The organism is Streptomyces sp. CB02009 (genome assembly GCF_001905825.1).
Taxonomy (GTDB): Bacteria; Actinomycetota; Actinomycetes; order Streptomycetales; family Streptomycetaceae; genus Streptomyces.
Genome location: NZ_LIVV01000004.1, coordinates 387,464 through 407,219, shown reverse-complemented (window position 1 = coordinate 407,219; position 19,756 = coordinate 387,464). Strand labels below are relative to the sequence as shown.

General features: G+C 72.2%; 18 protein-coding genes and 2 tRNA genes. 9 read left to right on the top strand and 11 right to left on the bottom strand.

The window, feature by feature from the left end; translation table 11 throughout:
• Window positions 1-20: 20 nt before the first annotated feature.
• From AMK27_RS18165 to AMK27_RS18155, 3 genes are all read right to left on the bottom strand, one after another.
• Window positions 21-1,514, bottom strand: a complete 1,494-nt coding sequence (locus tag AMK27_RS18165) for a Stp1/IreP family PP2C-type Ser/Thr phosphatase (RefSeq protein ID WP_073908640.1) — start codon at window positions 1,512-1,514, stop codon at window positions 21-23.
• A gap of 179 nt (window positions 1,515-1,693) precedes the next feature.
• Window positions 1,694-2,221 carry an FHA domain-containing protein FhaB/FipA gene (locus tag AMK27_RS18160; RefSeq protein ID WP_073908637.1) on the bottom strand — a complete coding sequence of 176 codons (528 nt, stop codon included), beginning with the start codon at window positions 2,219-2,221 and terminating at the stop codon, window positions 1,694-1,696.
• A gap of 10 nt (window positions 2,222-2,231) precedes the next feature.
• Window positions 2,232-3,101 (bottom strand): FhaA domain-containing protein, encoded by an 870-nt coding sequence (locus AMK27_RS18155; RefSeq protein ID WP_073908634.1) that lies wholly within the window; start codon window positions 3,099-3,101, stop codon window positions 2,232-2,234.
• Window positions 3,102-3,798: 697 nt separating this feature from the next.
• On the opposite strand from AMK27_RS18155, the gene AMK27_RS18150 reads away from it, so the two are divergent.
• Window positions 3,799-3,882 (top strand) — tRNA-Leu (locus AMK27_RS18150).
• A 198-nt stretch (window positions 3,883-4,080) separates the two neighbouring features.
• Here the strand turns inward: AMK27_RS18150 and AMK27_RS18145 are convergent.
• Window positions 4,081-4,154: transfer RNA gene (locus AMK27_RS18145), tRNA-Met, on the bottom strand.
• Between the two features lie 185 nt (window positions 4,155-4,339).
• On the opposite strand from AMK27_RS18145, the gene AMK27_RS18140 reads away from it, so the two are divergent.
• The 5 genes from AMK27_RS18140 (at window position 4,340) to AMK27_RS18120 (ending at window position 10,053) form a co-directional block, all read left to right on the top strand.
• Window positions 4,340-6,130: a sensor histidine kinase gene (locus AMK27_RS18140; RefSeq protein WP_241847533.1), complete on the top strand. Its 1,791-nt coding sequence runs from the start codon at window positions 4,340-4,342 to the stop codon at window positions 6,128-6,130.
• Between the two features lie 37 nt (window positions 6,131-6,167).
• Entirely contained in the window at window positions 6,168-6,827 is a 660-nt protein-coding gene (locus AMK27_RS18135; RefSeq protein ID WP_073908631.1) for a response regulator, read from the top strand.
• Between the two features lie 287 nt (window positions 6,828-7,114).
• Complete coding sequence (locus AMK27_RS18130) at window positions 7,115-8,608, top strand: DUF2252 domain-containing protein (protein ID WP_107425608.1); 1,494 nt, start codon at window positions 7,115-7,117, stop codon at window positions 8,606-8,608.
• 248 nt (window positions 8,609-8,856) lie between these two features.
• Window positions 8,857-9,651, top strand: a complete 795-nt coding sequence (locus tag AMK27_RS18125) for a hypothetical protein (protein WP_073909531.1) — start codon at window positions 8,857-8,859, stop codon at window positions 9,649-9,651.
• Between the two features lie 57 nt (window positions 9,652-9,708).
• The gene (locus AMK27_RS18120; protein ID WP_030321294.1) at window positions 9,709-10,053 is read left to right on the top strand and encodes a rhodanese-like domain-containing protein; all 345 of its coding nucleotides are present in this window, start codon (window positions 9,709-9,711) and stop codon (window positions 10,051-10,053) included.
• A 36-nt stretch (window positions 10,054-10,089) separates the two neighbouring features.
• On the opposite strand, the gene AMK27_RS18115 is transcribed toward AMK27_RS18120, so the two are convergent.
• From AMK27_RS18115 to paaA, 6 genes are all read right to left on the bottom strand, one after another.
• Window positions 10,090-11,223, bottom strand: a complete 1,134-nt coding sequence (locus AMK27_RS18115) for an acyl-CoA dehydrogenase family protein (protein ID WP_073908628.1) — start codon at window positions 11,221-11,223, stop codon at window positions 10,090-10,092.
• Window positions 11,224-11,347: 124 nt separating this feature from the next.
• Window positions 11,348-12,451 (bottom strand): 2Fe-2S iron-sulfur cluster-binding protein, encoded by a 1,104-nt coding sequence (locus AMK27_RS18110; protein WP_073908625.1) that lies wholly within the window; start codon window positions 12,449-12,451, stop codon window positions 11,348-11,350.
• Window positions 12,451-12,948 (bottom strand): 1,2-phenylacetyl-CoA epoxidase subunit PaaD, encoded by a 498-nt coding sequence (gene paaD, locus AMK27_RS18105; RefSeq protein WP_073908622.1) that lies wholly within the window; start codon window positions 12,946-12,948, stop codon window positions 12,451-12,453. Before paaD ends, AMK27_RS18110 begins: the two co-directional genes overlap by 1 nt.
• Window positions 12,942-13,682 (bottom strand): 1,2-phenylacetyl-CoA epoxidase subunit PaaC, encoded by a 741-nt coding sequence (gene paaC / locus AMK27_RS18100; RefSeq protein WP_073908619.1) that lies wholly within the window; start codon window positions 13,680-13,682, stop codon window positions 12,942-12,944. Before paaC ends, paaD begins: the two co-directional genes overlap by 7 nt.
• Window positions 13,679-13,966 (bottom strand): 1,2-phenylacetyl-CoA epoxidase subunit PaaB, encoded by a 288-nt coding sequence (gene paaB, locus AMK27_RS18095; RefSeq protein WP_073908616.1) that lies wholly within the window; start codon window positions 13,964-13,966, stop codon window positions 13,679-13,681. The genes paaC and paaB overlap by 4 nt, the downstream gene beginning before the upstream one ends.
• A complete protein-coding gene (gene paaA, locus AMK27_RS18090; RefSeq protein WP_107425606.1) occupies window positions 13,963-15,030 on the bottom strand; it encodes a 1,2-phenylacetyl-CoA epoxidase subunit PaaA in 1,068 nt (355 codons plus the stop codon). The genes paaB and paaA overlap by 4 nt, the downstream gene beginning before the upstream one ends.
• 112 nt (window positions 15,031-15,142) lie before the next feature.
• Between paaA and AMK27_RS18085 the strand changes: the two genes are divergently transcribed.
• The 3 genes from AMK27_RS18085 to AMK27_RS18075 are packed head-to-tail and all read left to right on the top strand — an operon-like array spanning window position 15,143 to window position 17,915.
• Entirely contained in the window at window positions 15,143-15,976 is an 834-nt protein-coding gene (locus tag AMK27_RS18085) for a DUF5819 family protein (RefSeq protein ID WP_073908613.1), read from the top strand.
• On the top strand, window positions 15,973-17,241 hold the full coding sequence (locus AMK27_RS18080) for an HTTM domain-containing protein (RefSeq protein WP_073908610.1): 1,269 nt from the start codon (window positions 15,973-15,975) through the stop codon (window positions 17,239-17,241). Before AMK27_RS18085 ends, AMK27_RS18080 begins: the two co-directional genes overlap by 4 nt.
• On the top strand, window positions 17,238-17,915 hold the full coding sequence (locus AMK27_RS18075) for a TrmH family RNA methyltransferase (RefSeq protein WP_073908606.1): 678 nt from the start codon (window positions 17,238-17,240) through the stop codon (window positions 17,913-17,915). The genes AMK27_RS18080 and AMK27_RS18075 overlap by 4 nt, the downstream gene beginning before the upstream one ends.
• Before the next feature lie 136 nt (window positions 17,916-18,051).
• Here AMK27_RS18075 and paaN read toward each other — a convergent pair whose 3' ends face one another.
• Window positions 18,052-19,749, bottom strand: a complete 1,698-nt coding sequence (gene paaN, locus AMK27_RS18070; RefSeq protein ID WP_073908603.1) for a phenylacetic acid degradation protein PaaN — start codon at window positions 19,747-19,749, stop codon at window positions 18,052-18,054.
• Between the last annotated feature and the right edge of the window lie 7 nt (window positions 19,750-19,756).

Genomic DNA, 19,756 nt, shown 5'->3' with positions numbered 1-19,756 from the left:
GAAAGGCCCCCTACGGGTGCTTACTGCTTGCCGCAGTTCGAGGCGAGCTTCTGCTCCTCCGCGGTGAGGGTGGGACCCGGGGTCGGAGCGGCTGTGGTGGGCTTGGAGTCAGGGGTGGCGGGGCCGTCCGGCGTCTCGGCCGGCGGCTTGCTCGCCTGGTCGGCCGCCTTCTCGGCGGCCGCGCGGCGCTCCGCGGTCTTCTTGCAGGCCGAGGCCTGCACGGCCAGCTCGGCGATCTTCGTCTCGGCCTTGGCGAGGCTGCCGCCCGTGATCGTGTCCTCGACCTGCTTCTGCTGGTACGCGGGGAGGTACTTGAGTTCGATCTCGGGGTGGTCCTTCTCGACCTTCGACAGCGAGACCCAGGCCAGGTCCTGGCTGATGCCCTGGTACAGCGCCACGTGCTGGTCCTTGGACCCGACGAAGTACTGGGTCTGCGTCCAGCGCCAGCCGCCGTACAGCCCGCCGCCGATGAGCCCGAGGACCAGGATCAGGAAGAAGGAGCGCTTCAGCCACTTGCGGCCCTTGCGCGGCTTCACGAAGTCGTCTTCGGTGTACGACTCGAAGGAGCCCTGCGGGGGCATTCCGCCGTAGCCGTGGTCGTCGCCGCTTCCGGGCGGGCCGAACCCGCCGGCGGGCGGCTGCTGGTGCGGGGCAGGGCGGCCGAGTCCGGAGGCGCGGCCGGCCGGGGTCTGCATCGCCCCGCCGTCGTTCAGCTGGGCGGCCTGGTTCTCGGCGACCGCGCCCACGATGACCGGGGTGTCGCTGAGGTGGCCGGCGAGGGTGTCGCCGCCGTCGACGTCCAGGACGTCGGCGACGATCACCGTGATGTTGTCGGGGCCGCCGCCGCGCAGGGCGAGCTGGATCAGCTCCTGCACGGTCTCCTGCGGGCCCTGGTAGCTGGCGAGGGTGTCCTCGAGCGTCTGGTGCGAGACCACGCCGGACAGCCCGTCGGAGCAGATCAGGTAGCGGTCGCCGGCCCGGACCTCGCGGATGGAGAGATCGGGTTCGACGTGGTCGCCACTGCCGAGCGCGCGCATGAGGAGCGAGCGCTGCGGGTGGGTGGTGGCCTCTTCCTCGGTGATCCGGCCCTCGTCGACGAGCCGCTGGACCCAGGTGTGGTCCTGGGTGATCTGGGTCAGCACACCGTCGCGCAGCAGATAGGCGCGCGAGTCGCCGACGTGCACCAGACCGAGTCGCTGGCCGGTCCACAGCAGGGCGGTGAGCGTGGTGCCCATGCCCTCGAGCTGCGGGTCCTCCTCGACCATCATCCGGAGCTGGTCGTTGGCGCGCTGCACCGCCGTACCGAGCGAGGTGAGGATGTCGGAGCCGGGGACGTCGTCGTCGAGCGTGACGAGGGTGGAGATCACCTCGGAGGAGGCGACCTCACCGGCGGCCTGGCCGCCCATGCCGTCGGCGATGGCGAGCAGCCGGGGGCCGGCGTAGCCGGAATCCTCGTTGCCCTCGCGGATCATGCCCTTGTGCGAGCCCGCGGCGAATCGCAGGGACAGAGTCATGCGCACCTGCCCTGTCGACGCTGCATCGGGGTACAGCCGGTCTCGACCCACACTGCCCACCCTCCGGTCGCTCCGGTCACGCCGGTCGCTCCAGTCGCTCCGGTCGGGAGCCCGGCACGGCCTGTGGCGGGGACCGTCCCGACTCGCTCGCTCCGCTCGCGCCTATTCATGATGTAGCACTACTTCCGCAGCTCGATGACGGTCTTGCCGATGCGGATCGGCGCGCCCAGCGGAATGGGTGTGGCGGTGGTGAGGCGGGTCCGGTCGAGATACGTGCCGTTCGTGGACCCGAGATCCTCGACGATCCACTGGCCGTCCCGGTCCGGGTAGATCCTCGCGTGCCTGCTGGACGCGTAGTCGTCGTCCAGCACGATCGTCGAATCGTGGGCCCGGCCCAGCGTGATCGTCTGCCCCTGGAGGGCGACGGTCGTGCCGGTGAGGGTGCCTTCGGACACGACCAGCTTGGTCGGGGCGCCGCGGCGCTGCCGCCCACCGCCCGCGGTCTGCTGGCCGCGCTGCTGCGGAGGCGCGGCGGCCTGCCGCGCCTGCTGCTGCTGTTGCGGTCGCGCCTCCTGGCGCCGCGAACCGCGCTGGGTGACCCGCGTACCGAAGAGGTCGCTGCGGATGACCTGCACGGCCACGATGACGAACAGCCACAGAACGGCCAGGAAACCCAACCGCATGACCGTCAGGGTCAGCTCTGACATTGCCCCCGCTTCACCCTTCGGCTTGCCGGTAAACGATGGTGGTGCTGCCCACGACGATCCGCGAGCCGTCGCGGAGCGTAGCGCGGGTGGTGTGCTGCCCGTCCACCACGATGCCGTTGGTGGATCCCAGATCCTGGATCGTCGAGGGCGTTCCGGTCCGGATCTCGCAGTGCCGGCGGGAGACGCCGGGATCGTCGATCCTCACGTCCGCGTCGGTGCTGCGGCCGAGGACCAGAGTCGGGCGGGAGATCTGATGGCGGGTGCCGTTGATCTCGATCCAGCGGCGGACCTGAGGGCCCGCTCCCCCGTGCGTACCGGGGCCGGGGGCCGCGGGACGGCCCGCGGCGGCGGCCGCCGGCCGGTGGCCGGGAGCGCCGGGCGGCGGGGAGGCGGGCATGGGCGGGGCGCCGGCCGGGGGGTACCCGTATCCGCCGCGGCCCTGTCCCTGGCCCTGCTGCTGGTGAGGCTGCTGCTGGCCGCCCGCGGGCGGCTGCGACTGTGACGTACTCGACGCCAGGGTGCGGCTGCGGACGCGGTACAGACCGGTGTCGAGGTCCTCGGCCTTCTCCAGGTGGACCTTGATCGGTCCCATGAAGGTGTACCGCTGCTGCTTCGCGTAGTCCCTGACCAGGCCGGCGAGCTCGTCGCCGAGCTGACCCGAGTAGGGGCTGAGGCGCTCGTAGTCCGGCGCGCTCAGCTCCACGATGAAGTCGTTGGGGACGACGGTCCGCTCGCGGTTCCAGATCTGCGCGTTGTTGTCGCACTCCCGCTGGAGTGCGCCCGCGATCTCGACCGGCTGGACCTCGGACTTGAAGACCTTGGCGAAGGTGCCGTTGACCAGACCTTCGAGACGCTGCTCGAAACGCTTCATGACTCCCATGGGGCACCTCCTCCGTCGTTGTCGTCCTGGTACTGCTTACTGATCGTATCCACGCGTCGGGAAATCGGCTGGTTCCCCTTCTCTGCCCTGTGGACGAGTGTCACCACTCACAAGCTTTCCCCACGGATCGTAGAGGCGGCCTGTGGACAGTGTCCCGCACCCGGCTGTGGGCGCGGGGGCTCGGGCGAGGTCTGGGGCCGGTTCGTGGGTGGTTCGCGGGTGGTTCGGGGCGATCCGGGGTGATCCGGGCCTGGGCGGGGGGCGATCCGGGGGCGATCCGGTGGCGGATGAGGGTCGGGTCGGGCTGGTTCGGGCCGGGGCGGGCGTCTGGTAGGGCCGGCTGGGGCCGGGGTGCGCGTCTGGTCGGGCCGGCACTGAGGGTGGATCGGGGCTGCATCGGGGCCGTATCGCGAACGGTCCTCGACAGTTCCGGGTGATACATCCCTCTTTCCTGCCACCCTTCCGTCTTCTCCCTCCTCTCCCTCTTCCTCATCTCTCTGCCTCCCTCCCGTCTCCCCTTCCCTCCGCGTCCGTCCCCACGCCCCTTCCCCCCTCCACGCATCTGTCCCTCCCTCACCTTGGTCTGCGTGAGCGGAGGCCAAACAACGGATGTGAATCCACGGTCTGCGACGTGCTAATCTTCTGATGTCGCCAGGCGCTCGCACCGCAAAGTGAGAGAGTCCGGAGCACACCCAATGCGCGGGTGGCGGAATAGGCAGACGCGCTGGATTCAGGTTCCAGTGCCCGAAAGGGCGTGGGGGTTCAACTCCCCCCTCGCGCACAAGTAAGAAACGGTCGGCATCGTGATCACGATGCCGACCGTTTCGTTTTCCCCTGTTCCCTGTCCCTGCCCCCTGATGACGTGTCGAGCTGGATCGGCCTCGGGCGGGACGAGCGGACGGGGTGTGAGGTAGCTCGCACCGGGCCGAAGCGGAGGAACGCGAAAGGGGCCCGGCATCAGCCGGGCCCCTCTCTTTCGTAGCGGGGACAGGATTTGAACCTGCGACCTCTGGGTTATGAGCCCAGCGAGCTACCGAGCTGCTCCACCCCGCGTCGGTGATGCCACTCTACACAAGTTCGGGACCGCCCCCTCCCGCGTGCCATGACCAACGTCACACCGGGCGCACGGTGGTGGTGGGACTCATCGGCGTCGGGCGTCCGGGGCGCGACTTTTGTCGACGAGGGGTGCGACGAAAGAGGGACGCCCCGGGGCCGGGCCGCCCTCTACGGTGCCGAGCGTGGACGTTACGTCGAAGTCGGGGACCCGGAGTTCGTACGGGATCGGGGCCGCGCTCGCCGCCGGGTGGGCGTGGTTCGCGGTGCCGGGGCAGTGGTCGGGGCGCAGGACCACCGGTGAGGTGGCACTCGCCGCGGTCGTCGCGCTGCTCGGCGCCGGGACCGAGGACCTCCTGGGCGGCGAGGGCTGGATGCTGGGCGCCGTCGCCGCCGCGTCCGCCCTGCTGTCCCTGGTGCGCCGCAGACTTCCCGCGAGCGTGCTCGTCCTGACCGCGGGACTCACGCCCTTCGTGCCCGGGTTCGGGCCCTTGCTGCTCGTCGTCGGCTGGTCCTCCGGCCGGTACATCGCGGGGGCGGGCCGCGCGCTCGCCGCGTTCATCGCCGCCTTCGTCCTGAACGTCGGCGGGAGCCTCGTCGGGCCCTGGGAAGGCGGCCGACTGCTCCCCATCGCCCTCACGGCCACGCTCTACTACCTGGGCACCACGCTGGCCCCCGGCCTCGCCCACCGCTACTGGACCCAGCGGCGGACCCTGCTGCACGCGCTCCAGGAGCGCAACGCCCAACTGCTGCGGGAGCGGACCATGGTGGTCGGGCAGGCGCGGCTGCGCGAGCGGCAGCGGATCGCCCAGGACATGCACGACAGCCTCGGCCACCAACTGGCCCTGATCGCCGTCCACACCGGAGCCCTCGAAGTGGACCGGGATCTGAGCGAGCGCCAGCGCGAGGTCGTCGGCGTCCTGCGGAACGCGTCGGTGACCGCGATGCACGAGCTGCGCGAGGTCGTCGGAATCCTGCGCGACGGCATCGAGGCACCCGACGGTTCGGCGGCCGCGGCACCTGGCCGGTCCGGCGACGAGACGGGCCGCGCGGCGCGGGGGATCGCGGGCATCGAAGGACTCGTCGAGGCGGCGCGCACGGCCGGAACATCGGTCGGCCTGAGACGCTCGGGGGAGGAGCGGTCACTGGCTCCGGCCGCCGACCACGCCGCGTACCGGATCGTGCAGGAGGCCCTCACCAACGCCTACAAGTACGCGCCGGGGGCGGCGATCGGTGTCGAGCTGCGGTACGAGCCGGACACCTTCGTCGTCGAGGTCCTCAACGAGAGGCCCACGGACGAGCCCGCGAAGGACGTGGTGAGCGGCGGGCAGGGACTGACCGGTCTCGCCGAGCGGGCCCGGCTGGTGGGCGGCATGTGCCATGCGGGTCCGGCCGACGGCGGCGGGTTCCGGGTCGCCGGGATGCTGCCCTACGGGGCGGCACCCCTCGCCGAGGCAGCGCCTTTGGTCGATGAGGCCGACGACTTCCGGCAGCAGACCACGAAACCGCTCGTGGGTGATGGTCGTCCGGTCGTGGTCGGACCGGCCGACTGGACATTCACGGAGCGGGAGCTGGCCATGGCGATGCGTGGGGGAAGAGGCAGGAGCACGGGCGGTTCGATCGCGCTGGGCTGCGGGATCGCGTTCGCCGCGCTCGTCCTGCTGGTGGTGGCGGCGGGCTTCGGTCTCTACTTCCTGATGGGGTCGGTGAAGGAGGGGATGATCGAGCCCGCGCAGTACGACGCGGTGAAGGTCGGTGCGTCGGAGAAGGAGGTGCGCGGCCAACTCCCGTCCGGCGACACGATCGCCACCGCCGGCCTCGGCGGAAAGGGACCGGCGCAGCCGGAGGGCGCCGACTGTCTCGTGCTGATGTCCTCGGAGTTCAGCGACACCTTCGACAAGGAGCCCGTTTTCCGGTTCTGCTTCAAGGACGGCAAGCTGATCGAGAAGAAGTCGTACGAGGTCGAGGCGCGCTAGCGCCGACCCGCCCGTACCGGAGCCGTGGGGAGTAGCTGTGGCAGGGCAGCCCATCAGGGTGGTGATCGCCGACGACGAGCCGCTGATCAGGGCCGGGATCCGCATGATCCTCACCTCCGACCCGGAGATCGTGGTCGTCGCCGAGGCCGCCAACGGCCGGGAGGCGGTCGACGCGGCCCGGGCGCACGCCGCCGACGTGGTGCTGCTCGACATCCAGATGCCGGTGCTCGACGGCCTGTCCGCGCTGCCGGAGCTGCGCCGGGCGGCGCCCGCGGCCCGGGTGATCGTCCTGACGACCTTCGGGGAGCGGGACAACGTCCTGCGGACCCTGGAGCACGGGGGTGCCGGGTTCCTCCTGAAGGACACGGCACCCGCTGAGCTGATCCGTGCGGTACGGGCCGCCGCGGCGGGCGACGCGTATCTGTCACCGGCGGCGACCCGCCATGTGGTGGAGCGGCTCGCCACCGGCCGGGAGGCGGCCCGTGCCGAGGAGGCACGGGGGCGGGTCGCGGGCCTGAGCGAGAAGGAGCGCGATGTCCTCGCGCTCCTCGGCGAGGGGCTCTCCAACGCGGACGCGGGGAAGCGGCTGCACATGAGCGAGGCCACGGTGAAGACGTATGTGAGCCGGATCCTCGCCAAGCTGGACTGCGAGAACCGGGTCCAGGCGGCACTCCTCGCCCGCGACGCGGGGCTGTAGCGCGGGCCTGGAGCAGGGACTGCAGGAGGCCTGGGCTGGGCTGGAGGAGGGCTGCTGGACGCCTGGAGGAGGGCTGCTGGACCGCCTGGAGCGGGGCTGCAGGAACGGGTCGCGGCCCGCCGCCCACTGCGGGCGGAGGGCGCGACGCAGGAGGAGACGGAGCAGGGTCGGCCACCGGCCGAGGAGTTGTCCACAGGCCCTTGTCCACAGGGGGAGACGACCGCTCGGGTGCGGCGGTACCTTCAGGCCGGATGATGTTGGACTTTCGTATCGGGGGAGGCCAGACCATGGGCGACGACCAGGTCGGCGTGCCGGGACAGCGCGGCACGGACGGAGCACCGCACGGCGGGCCGGACAGCGGCTCGGACGGCGGGCGCGTGCCGCACGTGCGGGGCTTCGCCCGCCGGGCCGCCGTCAGCGGCGGGACCGCCGCGGCCTCGCCCAAGGCGCGAGGCAAGGCACTGCGCGAGCGCGTCCCGCGCTCCGCCCACCAGCAGCCCGCCCTCGCCGCCGACCGGCCCGACGCCGTCCGGGCCGTCGAGGAGTCGAACCGGGACCGCGTCCCCGAACTCGCACCGATACGGGCCGGCAGGATGGCGGCCAGCCCCTTCACCTTCCTGCGCGGAGCGGCCGGGCTCATGGCCCAGGACCTCGCCGGCACCCCGGTCACCGGGATCGCCGCCCAGCTGTGCGGCGACGCCCACGCGGCCAACTTCGGGCTCTACGGAGACGCGCGCGGCCGGCTCGTCATGGACCTCAACGACTTCGACGAGACCGTCGTCGGCCCCTGGGAATGGGACCTCAAGCGGCTCGCCACGTCCCTCGTCCTCGTCGGCCGGGAGGTGGGGGCGAGCGAGGACGTGTGCCGGGCCGCCGCCTTCGACACCGTCGGCGCCTACCGGCGCACCATGCGGCTGCTGGCCCGCCTCCCCGCCCTCGACGCGTGGAACGCCATCGCCGACGAGGAGCTCGTCTCCCACACCGACGCCCGCGACCTCCTCGGCACCCTGGAACGGGTCTCCGCCAAGGCCCGGAACAACACGAGCGCCCGGTTCGCCGCCCGCTCCACCGAGGCCGTCACCGACGCCGAGGGCGGCGGCCGCCGCTTCGTCGACGCTCCCCCGGTGCTGCGCAGGGTCCCGGACGCCGAGGCGGCCGCCGTCGCCGCCTCCCTCGGTCCCTACCTGGAGACCGTGTCCGAGGACCGGCTGCCGCTCCTCGCGCGGTACGCCGTCCACGACGTCGCCTTCCGGGTCGTCGGCACCGGCAGCGTCGGCACCCGTTCCTACGTGGTGCTCCTCCTCGACCACCGGGGCGAGGCGCTCGTCCTGCAGGTGAAGGAGGCACGCCCGTCCGCTCTGCTTCCCCATCTGCCGACCGCCGGATTCGCCGTTCCGGACCCCGGCCACGAGGGACGGCGCGTGGTGCTCGGGCAGAAGCGCATACAGGTCGTGAGCGACATCCTGCTCGGATGGACCACGGTGGAAGGGCGGCCCTTCCAGGTCCGACAGTTCCGCAACCGCAAGGGCAGCGTCGACCCCGCCGCACTCACCGTGGACCAGGTCGACGACTACGGCCGGATGACCGGGGCCCTGCTCGCCCGTGCCCACGCCCACAGCGCCGACCCGCGCCTGATAGCCGGGTACTGCGGGAAGAACGAGGAGTTCGACGAGGCCGTCGCCGCCTTCGCCGTCTCCTACGCGGACCGCACCACCGCCGACCACGCCGACCTGCTCACCGCCGTCCGGGCCGGCCGGATAGCGGCGGAACTGGGCGTCTGACCGACCCCCGAGCAGACCGCGGGCCGCGTCGGCGCGCCGCCGCGGGGCGATGAGGCCAGACGCGGCGGCTCGATGCCCCTGTCCGGGGCCAGAGGGGGAGGGTGGGGAGGGGGAGGGGAGGGGGGAGGCCCCCCGGAAGGACCGTAGGCTGGGTGGGACGAGCCGGAACGAGGACGTGGGCGGGCGTAGACGTGAGCGTGCACCAGGGTGCGAACGAGGGCCCCGAGAGCGAGCGGCCCCAGGACGAGCTGGGCGGGCAGCAGCGGGACGAGCGGCCCGAGGCGCGGTTGGAGCGGGCCGTGCGGGTGGCCGAGCAGGCGCTCATCGAGTTCGAGATCGCCGTCGAGACCTTCCGCGTCGAGGTGGACAACTTCTCCCGGCTGCACCACCAGAAGCTCGGCCCGATGTACGCGCGGCTCGACGAGCTCGACGCCCGGATCGCCGAGGCGCGGGCGGCGCGGACCGGTGATCCCGAGGATCTGCGGCGCGCGCAGGAGGCGCGGGCCGCGGTCATGCCGATGCCCGGGGTGGACGAGCTGTTCCACGACTGGATCGACTCCGACGGCTTCTCCCCCGAGGCCGAGGCCATGCTCACCGACCGTCCGGTGCGGCCGCCGAAGCGGGTCCGGCCCACCGAGGAGGTCCGCAAGCTCTACCGGGAGCTGGCCCGCAAGGCCCACCCCGACCTGGCCCGCGAGGAGGACGAGCGGAAGCGGCGCGAGGAGTTCATCACGCGGGTGAACGCCGCCTACGCCCGCGGCGACGAGGCCGTCCTGCGCGAGCTGTCCGCCGAGTGGGAGGCCGGTCCCGTGCCGGCCGAGGAGCGGCTCAGCGAGAGCGAGGAGCTGTACGCGCGCCTCGAATGGCTGGCGCAGCGCAAGGACATGCTGTCGACGCTGGCGCGCGAGCTGGAGGAGAGCGCGATCGGCGCGATGCTGCGGATGGCGCCCGAGGACCCGGACCGTCTCCTGGAGGAGATCGCCGAGCAGCTGCTCGCTCAGGTCTCCGAGCGGGAGAGCGAGCTGGCCGGGCTGGTGCAGTAGGTTTTTCCGTGCGCTCGAGACCCTTCGGGCGGTACTGATCGAGAGAAGGCCGGTCCCATGAATTTCTCCCCTCTGCCCTCGGTGGACGCGGCTTCCGTGCCGGCCGATGCCCTGGTGCTGGACGTCAGGGAGGACGACGAGTGGGCCGCCGGGCATGTCGAGGGTGCGCTGCACGTCCCGATGAGCGACTTCGTGGCCCGCTTCGGTGAGGTGACCGAGGCGGTGGCCGAGCGCGGTCGCGCGTATGTGATGTGCCGGGTGGGTGGCCGGTCGGCGCAGGTCACCCAGTACCTGGTGCAGCAGGGCTTCGACGCGGTGAACGTCGAGGGCGGCATGCTCGCCTGGGACGGCGCCGGGCGCCCGATGGTGGCGGGTACCGGAAGCCCGGCTTTCGTTCTCTGACGTTCCTCCGGCCGTCCCGACCGGTTCCGGCGGGGCTCAGTCGAGGGGGTGGGCGGCCAGCAGGTCGCCCAGGGCGTCCTCGTGGGCCGCGGCGGGGCCGAGGGACAGCTCCAGGTGTTTGGCCCAGGCGTGGAAGCGGTGCAGCGGGTAGTCGGTGTCGGCGCCGAAGCCGCCGTGCAGGTGCTGAGCGGTCTGCACCACTCGTCGTACGCCTTCGGAGGCCCAGATCTTCGCGACGGCGATGTCCCCTTCGGCGGGGAGTGCCGCTTCGGCTCCGCTGGACAGGCGCCATGCCGCCTGCCAGAGGGTGACCTCCATGGCGCGCAGGTCGATGTAGCGGTCGGCGGTCTGGACGGCGACGGCCTGGAAGGTGGCGACGGGGTGGCCGAACTGTTCGCGTTTTCCGGTGTATTGACTCGTCATGGTGAGGACGGCCTCGCCGAGGCCGAGGGCGAGCGCGCAGGTGCCGGTGGTGAGGAGTCCGCGCAGCCGGTCCCAGGCGCCTTCGGTGTCGATGACGTCGGTGCCGCCGAGGCGGACGGCGTCGAGGCGTAGTTCCGCGAGGAGTTCGCCGCTGGTGGAGTACTGGGCGGTGAGGGTCAGTCCGTCGTGTGTGCGGGGCAGCAGGGCGAGGACGGTGGCGCCGTCGGGGGTGTGGGCCGGTACGGCGATGATGTCGGCGCCGTGGGCCCAGGGGACGGCGGTCTGCAGGCCGTCGAGGATCCAGTCGGTGCCGTCGCGGCGGGCGGTGACGGCGCGTTCGGCGGGGTCGTGGCCGGTGCGTCCCTGGGAGGCTGCGGTGAGGACGAGTTCGCCGCGGCTCACCCGGGGGAGCAGTTCGGCGGCCGTCTTCGGGGGTGCGTAGGCCTCGATGGTCAGGGCGACGGCGCTGGTCTCCAGGAGGGGGACGCGGGCCAGGACGCGGGCCGATTCACGCAGGACGAGGCAGAGGGCGACGGGGTCGAGTCCGGCGCCGCCGCGCTCCGGGGACACCACGAGGCCGAGGAGGTCGGCGGCGGCGAGGCGGGACCAGAGCGGTCGGTCGAGGTCCTCGGAGACGGCGCCCGCGGTGAGGGCGGGGCTCGGTACCGCGTCGGGCGTGACGCCCGAGAAGACCGCCTTGGCGGCCTCGACGGCTGCCTGCTGCTCTTCGGTGAAGGTGAAGTCCACTGCTCTGCCCTCCCGTTGTGCCCCTGCTGGTCCTGACGGATCGTCAAGATAGAACAGGTTCTAGTGGAAGGGAATGGGGGCGCCACAGTCGGGCCGGAGGGCTGTGGCGCCGGTTCCTCGCGCGTCAGCGGTCGAAGTCCAGCTCCACGTCCGGTGTGACCGGGTGGGACTGGCAGGCCAGGACGTATCCGGCGTCGGTCTCCTCCGGTTCCAGCGCGAAGTTGCGGTCCATCCGCACCTCTCCGCCGACGAGGAAGGCGCGGCAGGTGCCGCACACTCCGCCCTTGCAGGCGTACGGGGCGTCGGCGCGGGAGCGGAGCACCGTGTCGAGGAGGGTCTCGCCGCGGTCCACCGGCCAGGTGCCGGACCGGCCGTGCAGGGTCGCGGTCAGCGTGGCGTGCGCGGGGGTGTCGGCGGTGGGCACCGTGGTGGGCGCGGAGCCGTCGTCGACGTGGAAGATCTCCTGGTGGATCCGTCCGCGGTCGACTCCGGCGCCGCGCAGGGCCTGCTCGGCGCCCTGGACGAGTCCGAAGGGGCCGCAGAGGAACCAGCCGTCGATGGCGCCGACGGGCAGCAGCGAGGGCAGGAGCGCGGCGAGGCGCTCGCGGTCGAGGCGGCCGGACGGCAGACCTGCCTGCTGCTCCTCCCGGGAGAGGACGGTGACCAGCTGGAAGCGGTCGGGGTAGCGGTCCTTCAGGTCGGCGACCTCGTCGAGGAACATCGTGGAGGCGGCGGTGCGGTCGCTGCGGATCAGGCAGAACCGGGCCTCGGGCTCGCGGGCGAGCAGGGTGGCCGCGATCGACAGGACGGGGGTGATGCCGCTGCCGCCGACGACGGCCGCGAAGTGGCCGGGGCGCGGGGTGAGCGTGAAGCGGCCCATCGGTTCCATGACCTCGACGAGGTCGCCGGCGGCCAGCTCCTTGAGGGCGTACGTCGAGAAGGCGCCGCCGTCGACGAGCCGGATGCCGACGCGCAGGACGGGGGCCTCGCCGGCCGGGGTGGCGGGGGCGCAGATGGAGTAGGTGCGCCGGATCTCCTCGCCGTGCTCGCCGGTGCGGCGCAGGGCGAGGTGCTGGCCGGGGAGGTGCCGGTAGGTGTCGTGGAGCTCGGGCGGGACGGCGAAGGTGACCGCCACGGAGTCGTCCGTGAGCTGCTCGACCTCGCTCACCCTGAGGGGGTGGAACCCGGCCCGTCCGCCGGCCCGGGCGCCCGCGCCTGAGGACTCCATCACAGCTCCTTGAAGTGGTCGAACGGTTCGAGGCAGGCGGTGCAGCGACGCAGAGCCTTGCACGCGGTGGAGGAGAAGCGGCTGAGGAGTTCGGTGTCGGTGGAGCCGCAGTGGGGGCAGCGGATCGCGAGGGTCAGCGGTACCGGGCCGCCGGCCGGGCCCTGGGGGCGCGGGGGTGCGACGCCGAACTCGGCGAGCTTGCGCCGTCCTTCCTCGCTGATGTCGTCGGTGGACCAGGCGGGGGCGAGGACGGTGACCACGGAGACCTCCGGCACTCCGTGCTCGTGGAGTGCGCGCTCGATGTCCGTGGACATGGTCTCGACGGCGGGGCATCCGGTGTACGTCGGGGTCAGGGCGACCTCGACCCGACCGGGTCCTGTGACGTGGACGCCGCGCAGGACGCCGAGCTCCGCGAGGGTGAGGACGGGCAGTTCGGGGTCGAGGACGGCGCCGGCGATCCGGCTCAGCTCCTCCTCCAGGGCCGTCATGGTCACCATGTCGCCCCCGGGTGGCTGCGGTGCAGGTGCTGCATCTCCGCGAGCATCCGTCCGAACGGCTCGGTGTGCAGTCCCTGCCGTCCGGCACCCGCGGCCCAGGCGCCGGTGCGCGGTCCTTCGGGGACGGTGAGCGTGGCCCTGCCGAGGACGTCGGTGACCGAGGCCAGCCAGGCGCTCTCCATGGCCGCGTGGTCCACGTCGATCCCCTCGACGGGCTGGAACAGTTCGCCCGTGTACCGCCAGAGGGCGTCGCAGGCCCGCCGCATGCGGTGGTGGCTCTCGTCGGTGCCGTCGCCGAGGCGCAGCGTCCAGTGCTCGGCGTGGTCCTGGTGGTAGGCGACCTCCTTGACGGCCTTGGCCGCGAGGCCGGCGAAGGGGCCGTCGCCGGAGGCCAGCTGCCCGTACAGAAGCCGCTGGTAGGTGGAGAAGTAGAGCTGCCGGGCGATGGTGTGGGCGAAGTCGCCGTTCGGCTGCTCGACCAGTTGGGCGTTCCGGAAGGAGCGCTCCTCGCGGAGGTAGGCCAGTTCGTCCTCGTCGCCGACGAGGGAGAGCAGGACGCGGGCCTGGCCGAGGAGGTCGAGTGCGATGTTGGCCAGGGCGACCTCCTCCTCCAGGACGGGGGCGGAGCCCGCCCACTCCCCCAGGCGGTGGGAGAGGACGAGGGCGTCGTCGCCGAGGGCGAGGGCGGCGCCGGTGATCACGGCGGCGCCGCTCGTGGCCGGGGTGGTGCTCACAGGTGCTTCACCCCCTCCGGGATCTCGTAGAACGTCGGGTGGCGGTAGGGCTTGTCGGCGGAGGGCTCGAAGAACGGGTCCTTCTCGTCGGGCGAGGAGGCGGTGATCTCCGCGGAGGGCACGACCCAGATCGAGACGCCCTCGCTCCTGCGGGTGTACAGGTCGCGGGCGTTCCGCAGGGCCATCTCCGCGTCGGGTGCGTGGAGACTGCCCGCGTGGGTGTGGGACAGTCCGCGGCGGGAGCGCACGAACACCTCCCACAGCGGCCAGCTGTCGCTCGTCATGCCTGTGCCTCCCCGTGCTGTGCGGTGTGCTGGTGCTGCTCGGCCTGGTGCTTGTCCACGCGGTGCTTGTCCACGCGGTGCTTCTCCGCGTGGGCGGCCGCTGCCTCTCTGACCCAGGCGCCGTCCTCGTGGGCCTGGCGCCGGCGGCTGATCCGCTGCTCGTTGCAGGGGCCGTTGCCCTTGAGGACGTCCCAGAACTCGGTCCAGTCGATGGCGCCGAAGTCGTAGTGCCCGCGCTCCTCGTTCCACCGGAGGTCGGGGTCGGGGAGGGTGAGTCCGAGGGCTTCGGCCTGGGGGACGGCGATGTCGACGAAGCGCTGCCGCAGCTCGTCGTTGGAGTGCCGTTTGATCTTCCAGGCCATCGCCTGCGCGGTGTGGGTGGACTCGTCGTCCGGCGGGCCGAACATCATCAGCGAGGGCCACCACCAGCGGTCCACGGCGTCCTGCGCCATGGCGTGCTGGGCCTCGGTGCCGCGGGAGAGGGCGAGCAGGGCTTCGTACCCCTGGCGCTGGTGGAAGGACTCCTCCTTGCAGACCCTGACCATCGCGCGGGCGTACGGCCCGTAGGAGCAGCGGCAGAGCGGGACCTGGTTGGTGATCGCGGCGCCGTCCACCAGCCAGCCGATGGCGCCGACGTCGGCCCAGGTCAGCGTGGGGTAGTTGAAGATCGAGGAGTACTTCTGGCGGCCGGAGTGGAGCTTGTCGAGCAGCTCGTCGCGGCTGGTGCCGAGGGTCTCCGCGGCGCTGTACAGGTACAGGCCGTGGCCGGCCTCGTCCTGGACCTTGGCCATGAGGATCGCCTTGCGCCGCAGCGAGGGCGCGCGGGTGATCCAGTTCGCCTCCGGCTGCATGCCGATGATCTCGGAGTGGGCGTGCTGCGCGATCTGCCGGACGAGCGAGGCGCGGTAGGCCTCGGGCATCCAGTCGCGCGGCTCGATCCGCTCGTCGGCGGCCACTGCGGCGTCGAACACGGCCTCGTAGGCGGCCTGCTCCGCCGCCATGGCCGCGTCCGACCCGCCGGGCGCGCCCGTGGTCTCTGCCGTCCCTGACGTCACTGCAGTCATCGGACTCCCTACCGACCGATCGTTCGGTTGAATAGCTTCAATGGTGAGTCGGCGGCCCGTATGGTGTCAACCCTGTGGATAACCGGGGTGGGCCGATCGGGATCGGGGCGGGATGGACGCGTACGTCGAGAAAGGCGCCGCCGACGCGGACGACGGCCGTCCGACGCCCCCGGCCGGCACCGGGCACCAGGGCCCGTCGGACCCGGTGACGACGGAGCCCTCGGACGCCCCGGAGCCCTCGGGTCTGTCGGGCGACGGCTCGGACGTGCGGCCCGCTGCGGAACGCGCGGGCGGCGGGATCATGGCCCTGTCGATGCCTTACCAGGTCGTCCTCGCCGTGGCGCTCGCCGTCGTCGGGGTCTTCGCCTGCGTCCATCTGGCGATGGTGTTCCTGCACGTCGCCCCGTCCAACACGCTGACCAAGCGGCACGGCCAGGCGGTCGACGACTGGGTCTATCCCGAGTTCGAACAGAACTGGAAGCTCTTCGCGCCCAACCCGCTCCAGCAGAACGTCTCCGTCGAGGTCCGGGCCGAACTCGTCGCCGCCGACGGCAGCCGCCGCACCACCGGCTGGATCGACCTCACCGCCCAGGACGCCGAGGCGATCCGGCACAACCCGATGCCCAGCCACGCCCAGCAGAACGAGCTCCGGCGGGCCGTGGACTTCTATCTGAACTCGCACTCCGAGGACCACACCCCCAACGGGATGCGCGGCCGTCTCTCGGAGGAGTACATGCGCCGGATCGCGATGCTCCGCCTCGGGGACCGGTCCGGCGACGCGGAGCGCGTGCAGCTCCGCACCGTCACCCGGGCGGTCGCCGCGCCCGCGTGGGGCACCGAGAAGAACGACACCGCCCCCTCCTACCGCGACTTCCCGTGGTGGCCGGTCACCGACGCCGACCGGCCCGCCGGGGTCGACAGAAGCCGCACGGAGGCGGGCCGATGAGCACTCCCACCCCCCGCCCTGCTTCCGCCGCCCCCACGCCCGCGCGTGGCCGGGCCCGCGAGCCCTTCGACCGTCGGCTCGCCCGCGCCGTCCAGAACGTCACGGGCCGCGCCCTCGGCCCGTACCAGACCGCGATCGTTCGGATCGGCTTCTCGCTGACCTGGCTGGTCTTCCTGCTGCGCGAGCTGCCGTTCCGGCACGAGCTGTACGGACCCGACGGCCCCTGGTCCTGGGAGATGGCCCGCCGGCTGATCGCCGACAACCGCTCCTTCACCGTGCTCATGTGGTCGGACGGCCGGCTCTGGTTCGAGCTCGTCTACGGGCTCGCCGTGCTCTCGGCCGTGCTGCTCCTGCTCGGCTGGCGCACCCGCGCCGTGTCGGTCGTCTTCATGGCCGGCGTGCTCTCGCTGCAGAACCGGTCCGTCTTCGTCGGCGACGGCGGCGACAACGTCCTCCACCTCGCCGCGATCTACCTCGTGCTGACCCGCTGCTCCCAGGTGTGGTCCCTCGACGCCCGGCGGGCCGCCCGCGAGGCCCGCGCCGCGAAGGCCGGCGAACCCCCGCGCCACGACCGCGTCGGCCCGCTCCTGTGGACGGTGCTCGGCGGCTTCCTCCTCGCCACCACCTGGTTCAGCCAGGTCACCGGCGAATGGTGGCTGCCGGTGCTGCTGTGGGTCCTGTGGCTGGGGAACGGCCTGTGGTGGCTGGTGTGCCGGTTCGCGCCCGGGGAGCCGCGCACCCTGCTCGACGCCCTCGCGAACCTCGCGCACAACGCCGCCCTGTTCGTGATCATGGCGGAGGTCTGCCTGATCTACGCCACGGCCGGCTGGTACAAGATCCAGGGCTCGCGCTGGCAGGACGGCACCGCGCTGTTCTACCCGCTGAACCTCGACTACTTCACGCCCTGGCCCGCCCTCTCCGAGCTGCTCGGGACCAGCGGGATCATGGTGATGCTGCTGACCTACGGCACGGTGATCGTGCAGGTCGCCTTCCCGTTCACGCTCTTCCACCGCAAGGTCAAGAACGTCCTGCTCGTCGCGATGATGCTGGAGCACGCCGGGATCGCGGTGCTCCTCGGGCTGCCGGTCTTCTCGCTCGCGATGATCTCCGCCGACGCGGTGTTCCTGCCGACGGCGTTCCTCGTGGCGCTCGGAGCCCGGGTCGTCCGGGGCAGGGACCGGCTGTGGCGGCGGGCGCCCGCCGGGACGGTGCCCGAGCAGCGCCGTACGGGTGAGGAGCACGGTCCCCGTACCCTCGTCGGGTGAGCACCACCGAAGAGACGGCAGCGCCCGAGGCGTCGGAGCCGGTCCAGTACGACGAGGGTTTCGGCCCCGAGGTCGGCGTCGGCCCGCACCCCGAGCCGTGGCCCGAGGGCGAGCGGTACGACCCCGAGCTGCTCGCCGAAGGCGACCGGCGCAATGTCGTGGACCGCTACCGGTACTGGACGCGGGAGGCGGTCGTCGCCGACCTGGACACCCGGCGGCACGACTTCCACGTGGCCGTGGAGAACTGGGGCCACGACTTCAACATCGGCTCGGTGGTACGGACCGCCAACGCGTTCCTGGCGAAGGAGGTCCACATCGTGGGCCGGCGGCGGTGGAACCGGCGCGGCGCCATGGTCACCGACCGCTACCAGCACGTCCGGCACCACCCGGACACCGAGTCGCTGACCTCGTGGGCGGCGGCCGAGGGCATCCCGGTCATCGGCATCGACAACCTGCCGGGCGCCGTACCGCTGGAGCGGACCGTGCTGCCCCGCCGGTGCGTGCTGCTCTTCGGACAGGAGGGCCCGGGGCTCACCGAGGAGGCCCGCGCCCATGTGGAGATGGTCTGCTCGATCGCCCAGTTCGGCTCGACCCGGTCGATCAACGCGGGGGCTGCCGCCGCGATCGCCATGCACGCATGGGTCCAGCGCTACGCGGAGATCGAGATTCCCTAGAGTCCGGATCTCTTGGGAGCCGAGATCTCCGAGGAGGGTCGAGAACCCGCACGGAGGAGGTCGACACCCTCACGCGGGAGGACGGGCCCCGGAGGGCCCGCGTGGAGGCCCCTGGGAGCCTCCACGCGGGTGTGCCTCAGGCCTGGCGGCGGACCTCCACCACCCGGAAGCGGTTGGAGACGAAGGCGCCGTCGCACAGGGCCGCGTTCGCCGCGGGGTTGCCGCCGGAGCCGTGGAAGTCGGAGAACGCGGCGGTCTGGTTCACATAGACGCCGCCCGTGAGGTTCAGCGACAGCTGCGCCGACTCCTCCAGGCAGACCTCCTCCACCGCGCGCTCGACGTCCGCCGAGGTCGTGTAGGCCCCGACCGTCATCGCGCCCTTCTCGCGGACCGTGCGCCGCAGCAGCTCCAGGGCGTCGGCGGTGGAGTCCACCGAGACGGCGAAGGAGACCGGGCCGAAGCACTCCGAGAAGTACGCGGCCTGGGCGTCCGGCTTGGAGCCGTCCAGCTTCACGACGACCGGCGTGCGGACCACCGCGTCCGGGTACTCCGGGTTGACGACCTCGCGGGAGGCGAGCGCCACCTCGCCGAGACCGGCGGCGGCCTCGAGCCGCGCCTTCACGTCCGGGTTGACCAGGGCGCCCAGCAGACCGTTCGCCCGGGCGTCGTCGCCGAGCAGACCGCCCACCGCCGCGGCCAGGTCGGCGACGACCTCGTCGTACGACTTGGGGCCCTGGTCGGTGGTGATGCCGTCGCGGGGGATCAGCAGGTTCTGCGGGGTGGTGCACATCTGGCCGCTGTAGAGGGACAGCGAGAAGGCCAGGTTGGCGAGCATCCCCTTGTAGTCGTCGGTGGAGTCGACCACCACCGTGTTGACGCCGGCCTTCTCCGTGTAGACCTGCGCCTGGCGGGCGTTGGCCTCCAGCCAGTCGCCGAAGGCGGTCGAGCCGGTGTAGTCGATGATCCGGATCTCGGGGCGCACGGCCAGGGTCTTGGCGATCCCCTCGCCCGGACGCTCGACGGCGAGCGCGACCAGGTTCGGGTCGAAGCCTGACTCGGCGAGCACCTCACGGGCGACGCTCACGGTCAGCGCGAGCGGGAGCACCGCGCGCGGGTGCGGCTTGACCAGGACCGGGTTGCCGGTGGCGAGGGAGGCGAACAGGCCCGGGTAGCCGTTCCACGTGGGGAAGGTGTTGCAGCCGATGACCAGGGCGATGCCGCGGCCGACCGGGGTGAACTCCTTGCTCAGCTCGAGCGGGTCGCGCTTGCCCTGCGGCTTGGACCAGTCGGCCCGGCCGGCGGGGGTGCGGGTCTGCTCCGCGTACGCGTACGCCACGGCTTCGAGGCCGCGGTCCTGGGCGTGCGGGCCGCCGGCCTGGAACGCCATCATGAACGCCTGGCCACTGGTGTGCATGACGGCGTGGGCGAACTCGTGGGTGCGGGCGGAGATCCGGGCGAGGATCTCCAGGCAGACCAGGGCGCGGGTCTCGGCCCCGGCGTCGCGCCAGGCAGCCGTGCCCGCGCGCATCGCGGGGAGCAGGACGTCGATGTCGGCGTGCGGGTACTCGATGCCCAGCTCGGGGCCGTACGGCGAGGTCTCGCCGCCGGTCCAGCCGTCCGTGCCGGGCTGGTCGAGCTCGAAGCGGGTGTTCAGCCGGGCCTGGTGGGCGGCGAGGCCGGCCGCGGCGTCGAGCGAGCCGTCCTCCCCGTACGCCTTCGGGTGCTCGGGATACGGCGACCAGTAGGCGCGGGTCCGGATGGTGTCGAGCGCCTGGTCGAGCGTGGACCGGTGCTTCTCGGCCAGTCGGTCGGTGGTCGGCAGAGCGGTGGCCATGGGTGGA

Bases quoted from the DNA above. Each gene is read 5' to 3' on its own strand.
- AMK27_RS18165 (WP_073908640.1), bottom strand. From the start codon at position 1,514: ATGACTCTGTCCCTGCGATTCGCCGCGGGCTCGCACAAGGGCATGATC.
- AMK27_RS18160 (WP_073908637.1), bottom strand. From the start codon at position 2,221: ATGTCAGAGCTGACCCTGACGGTCATGCGGTTGGGTTTCCTGGCCGTT.
- AMK27_RS18155 (WP_073908634.1), bottom strand. From the start codon at position 3,101: ATGGGAGTCATGAAGCGTTTCGAGCAGCGTCTCGAAGGTCTGGTCAAC.
- AMK27_RS18130 (WP_107425608.1), top strand. From the start codon at position 7,115: ATGGGCGACGACCAGGTCGGCGTGCCGGGACAGCGCGGCACGGACGGA.
- AMK27_RS18120 (WP_030321294.1), top strand. From the start codon at position 9,709: ATGAATTTCTCCCCTCTGCCCTCGGTGGACGCGGCTTCCGTGCCGGCC.
- AMK27_RS18110 (WP_073908625.1), bottom strand. From the start codon at position 12,451: ATGGAGTCCTCAGGCGCGGGCGCCCGGGCCGGCGGACGGGCCGGGTTC.
- paaD (WP_073908622.1), bottom strand. From the start codon at position 12,948: ATGGTGACCATGACGGCCCTGGAGGAGGAGCTGAGCCGGATCGCCGGC.
- paaB (WP_073908616.1), bottom strand. From the start codon at position 13,966: ATGACGAGCGACAGCTGGCCGCTGTGGGAGGTGTTCGTGCGCTCCCGC.
- paaA (WP_107425606.1), bottom strand. From the start codon at position 15,030: ATGACTGCAGTGACGTCAGGGACGGCAGAGACCACGGGCGCGCCCGGC.
- AMK27_RS18085 (WP_073908613.1), top strand. From the start codon at position 15,143: ATGGACGCGTACGTCGAGAAAGGCGCCGCCGACGCGGACGACGGCCGT.
- AMK27_RS18080 (WP_073908610.1), top strand. From the start codon at position 15,973: ATGAGCACTCCCACCCCCCGCCCTGCTTCCGCCGCCCCCACGCCCGCG.
- paaN (WP_073908603.1), bottom strand. From the start codon at position 19,749: ATGGCCACCGCTCTGCCGACCACCGACCGACTGGCCGAGAAGCACCGG.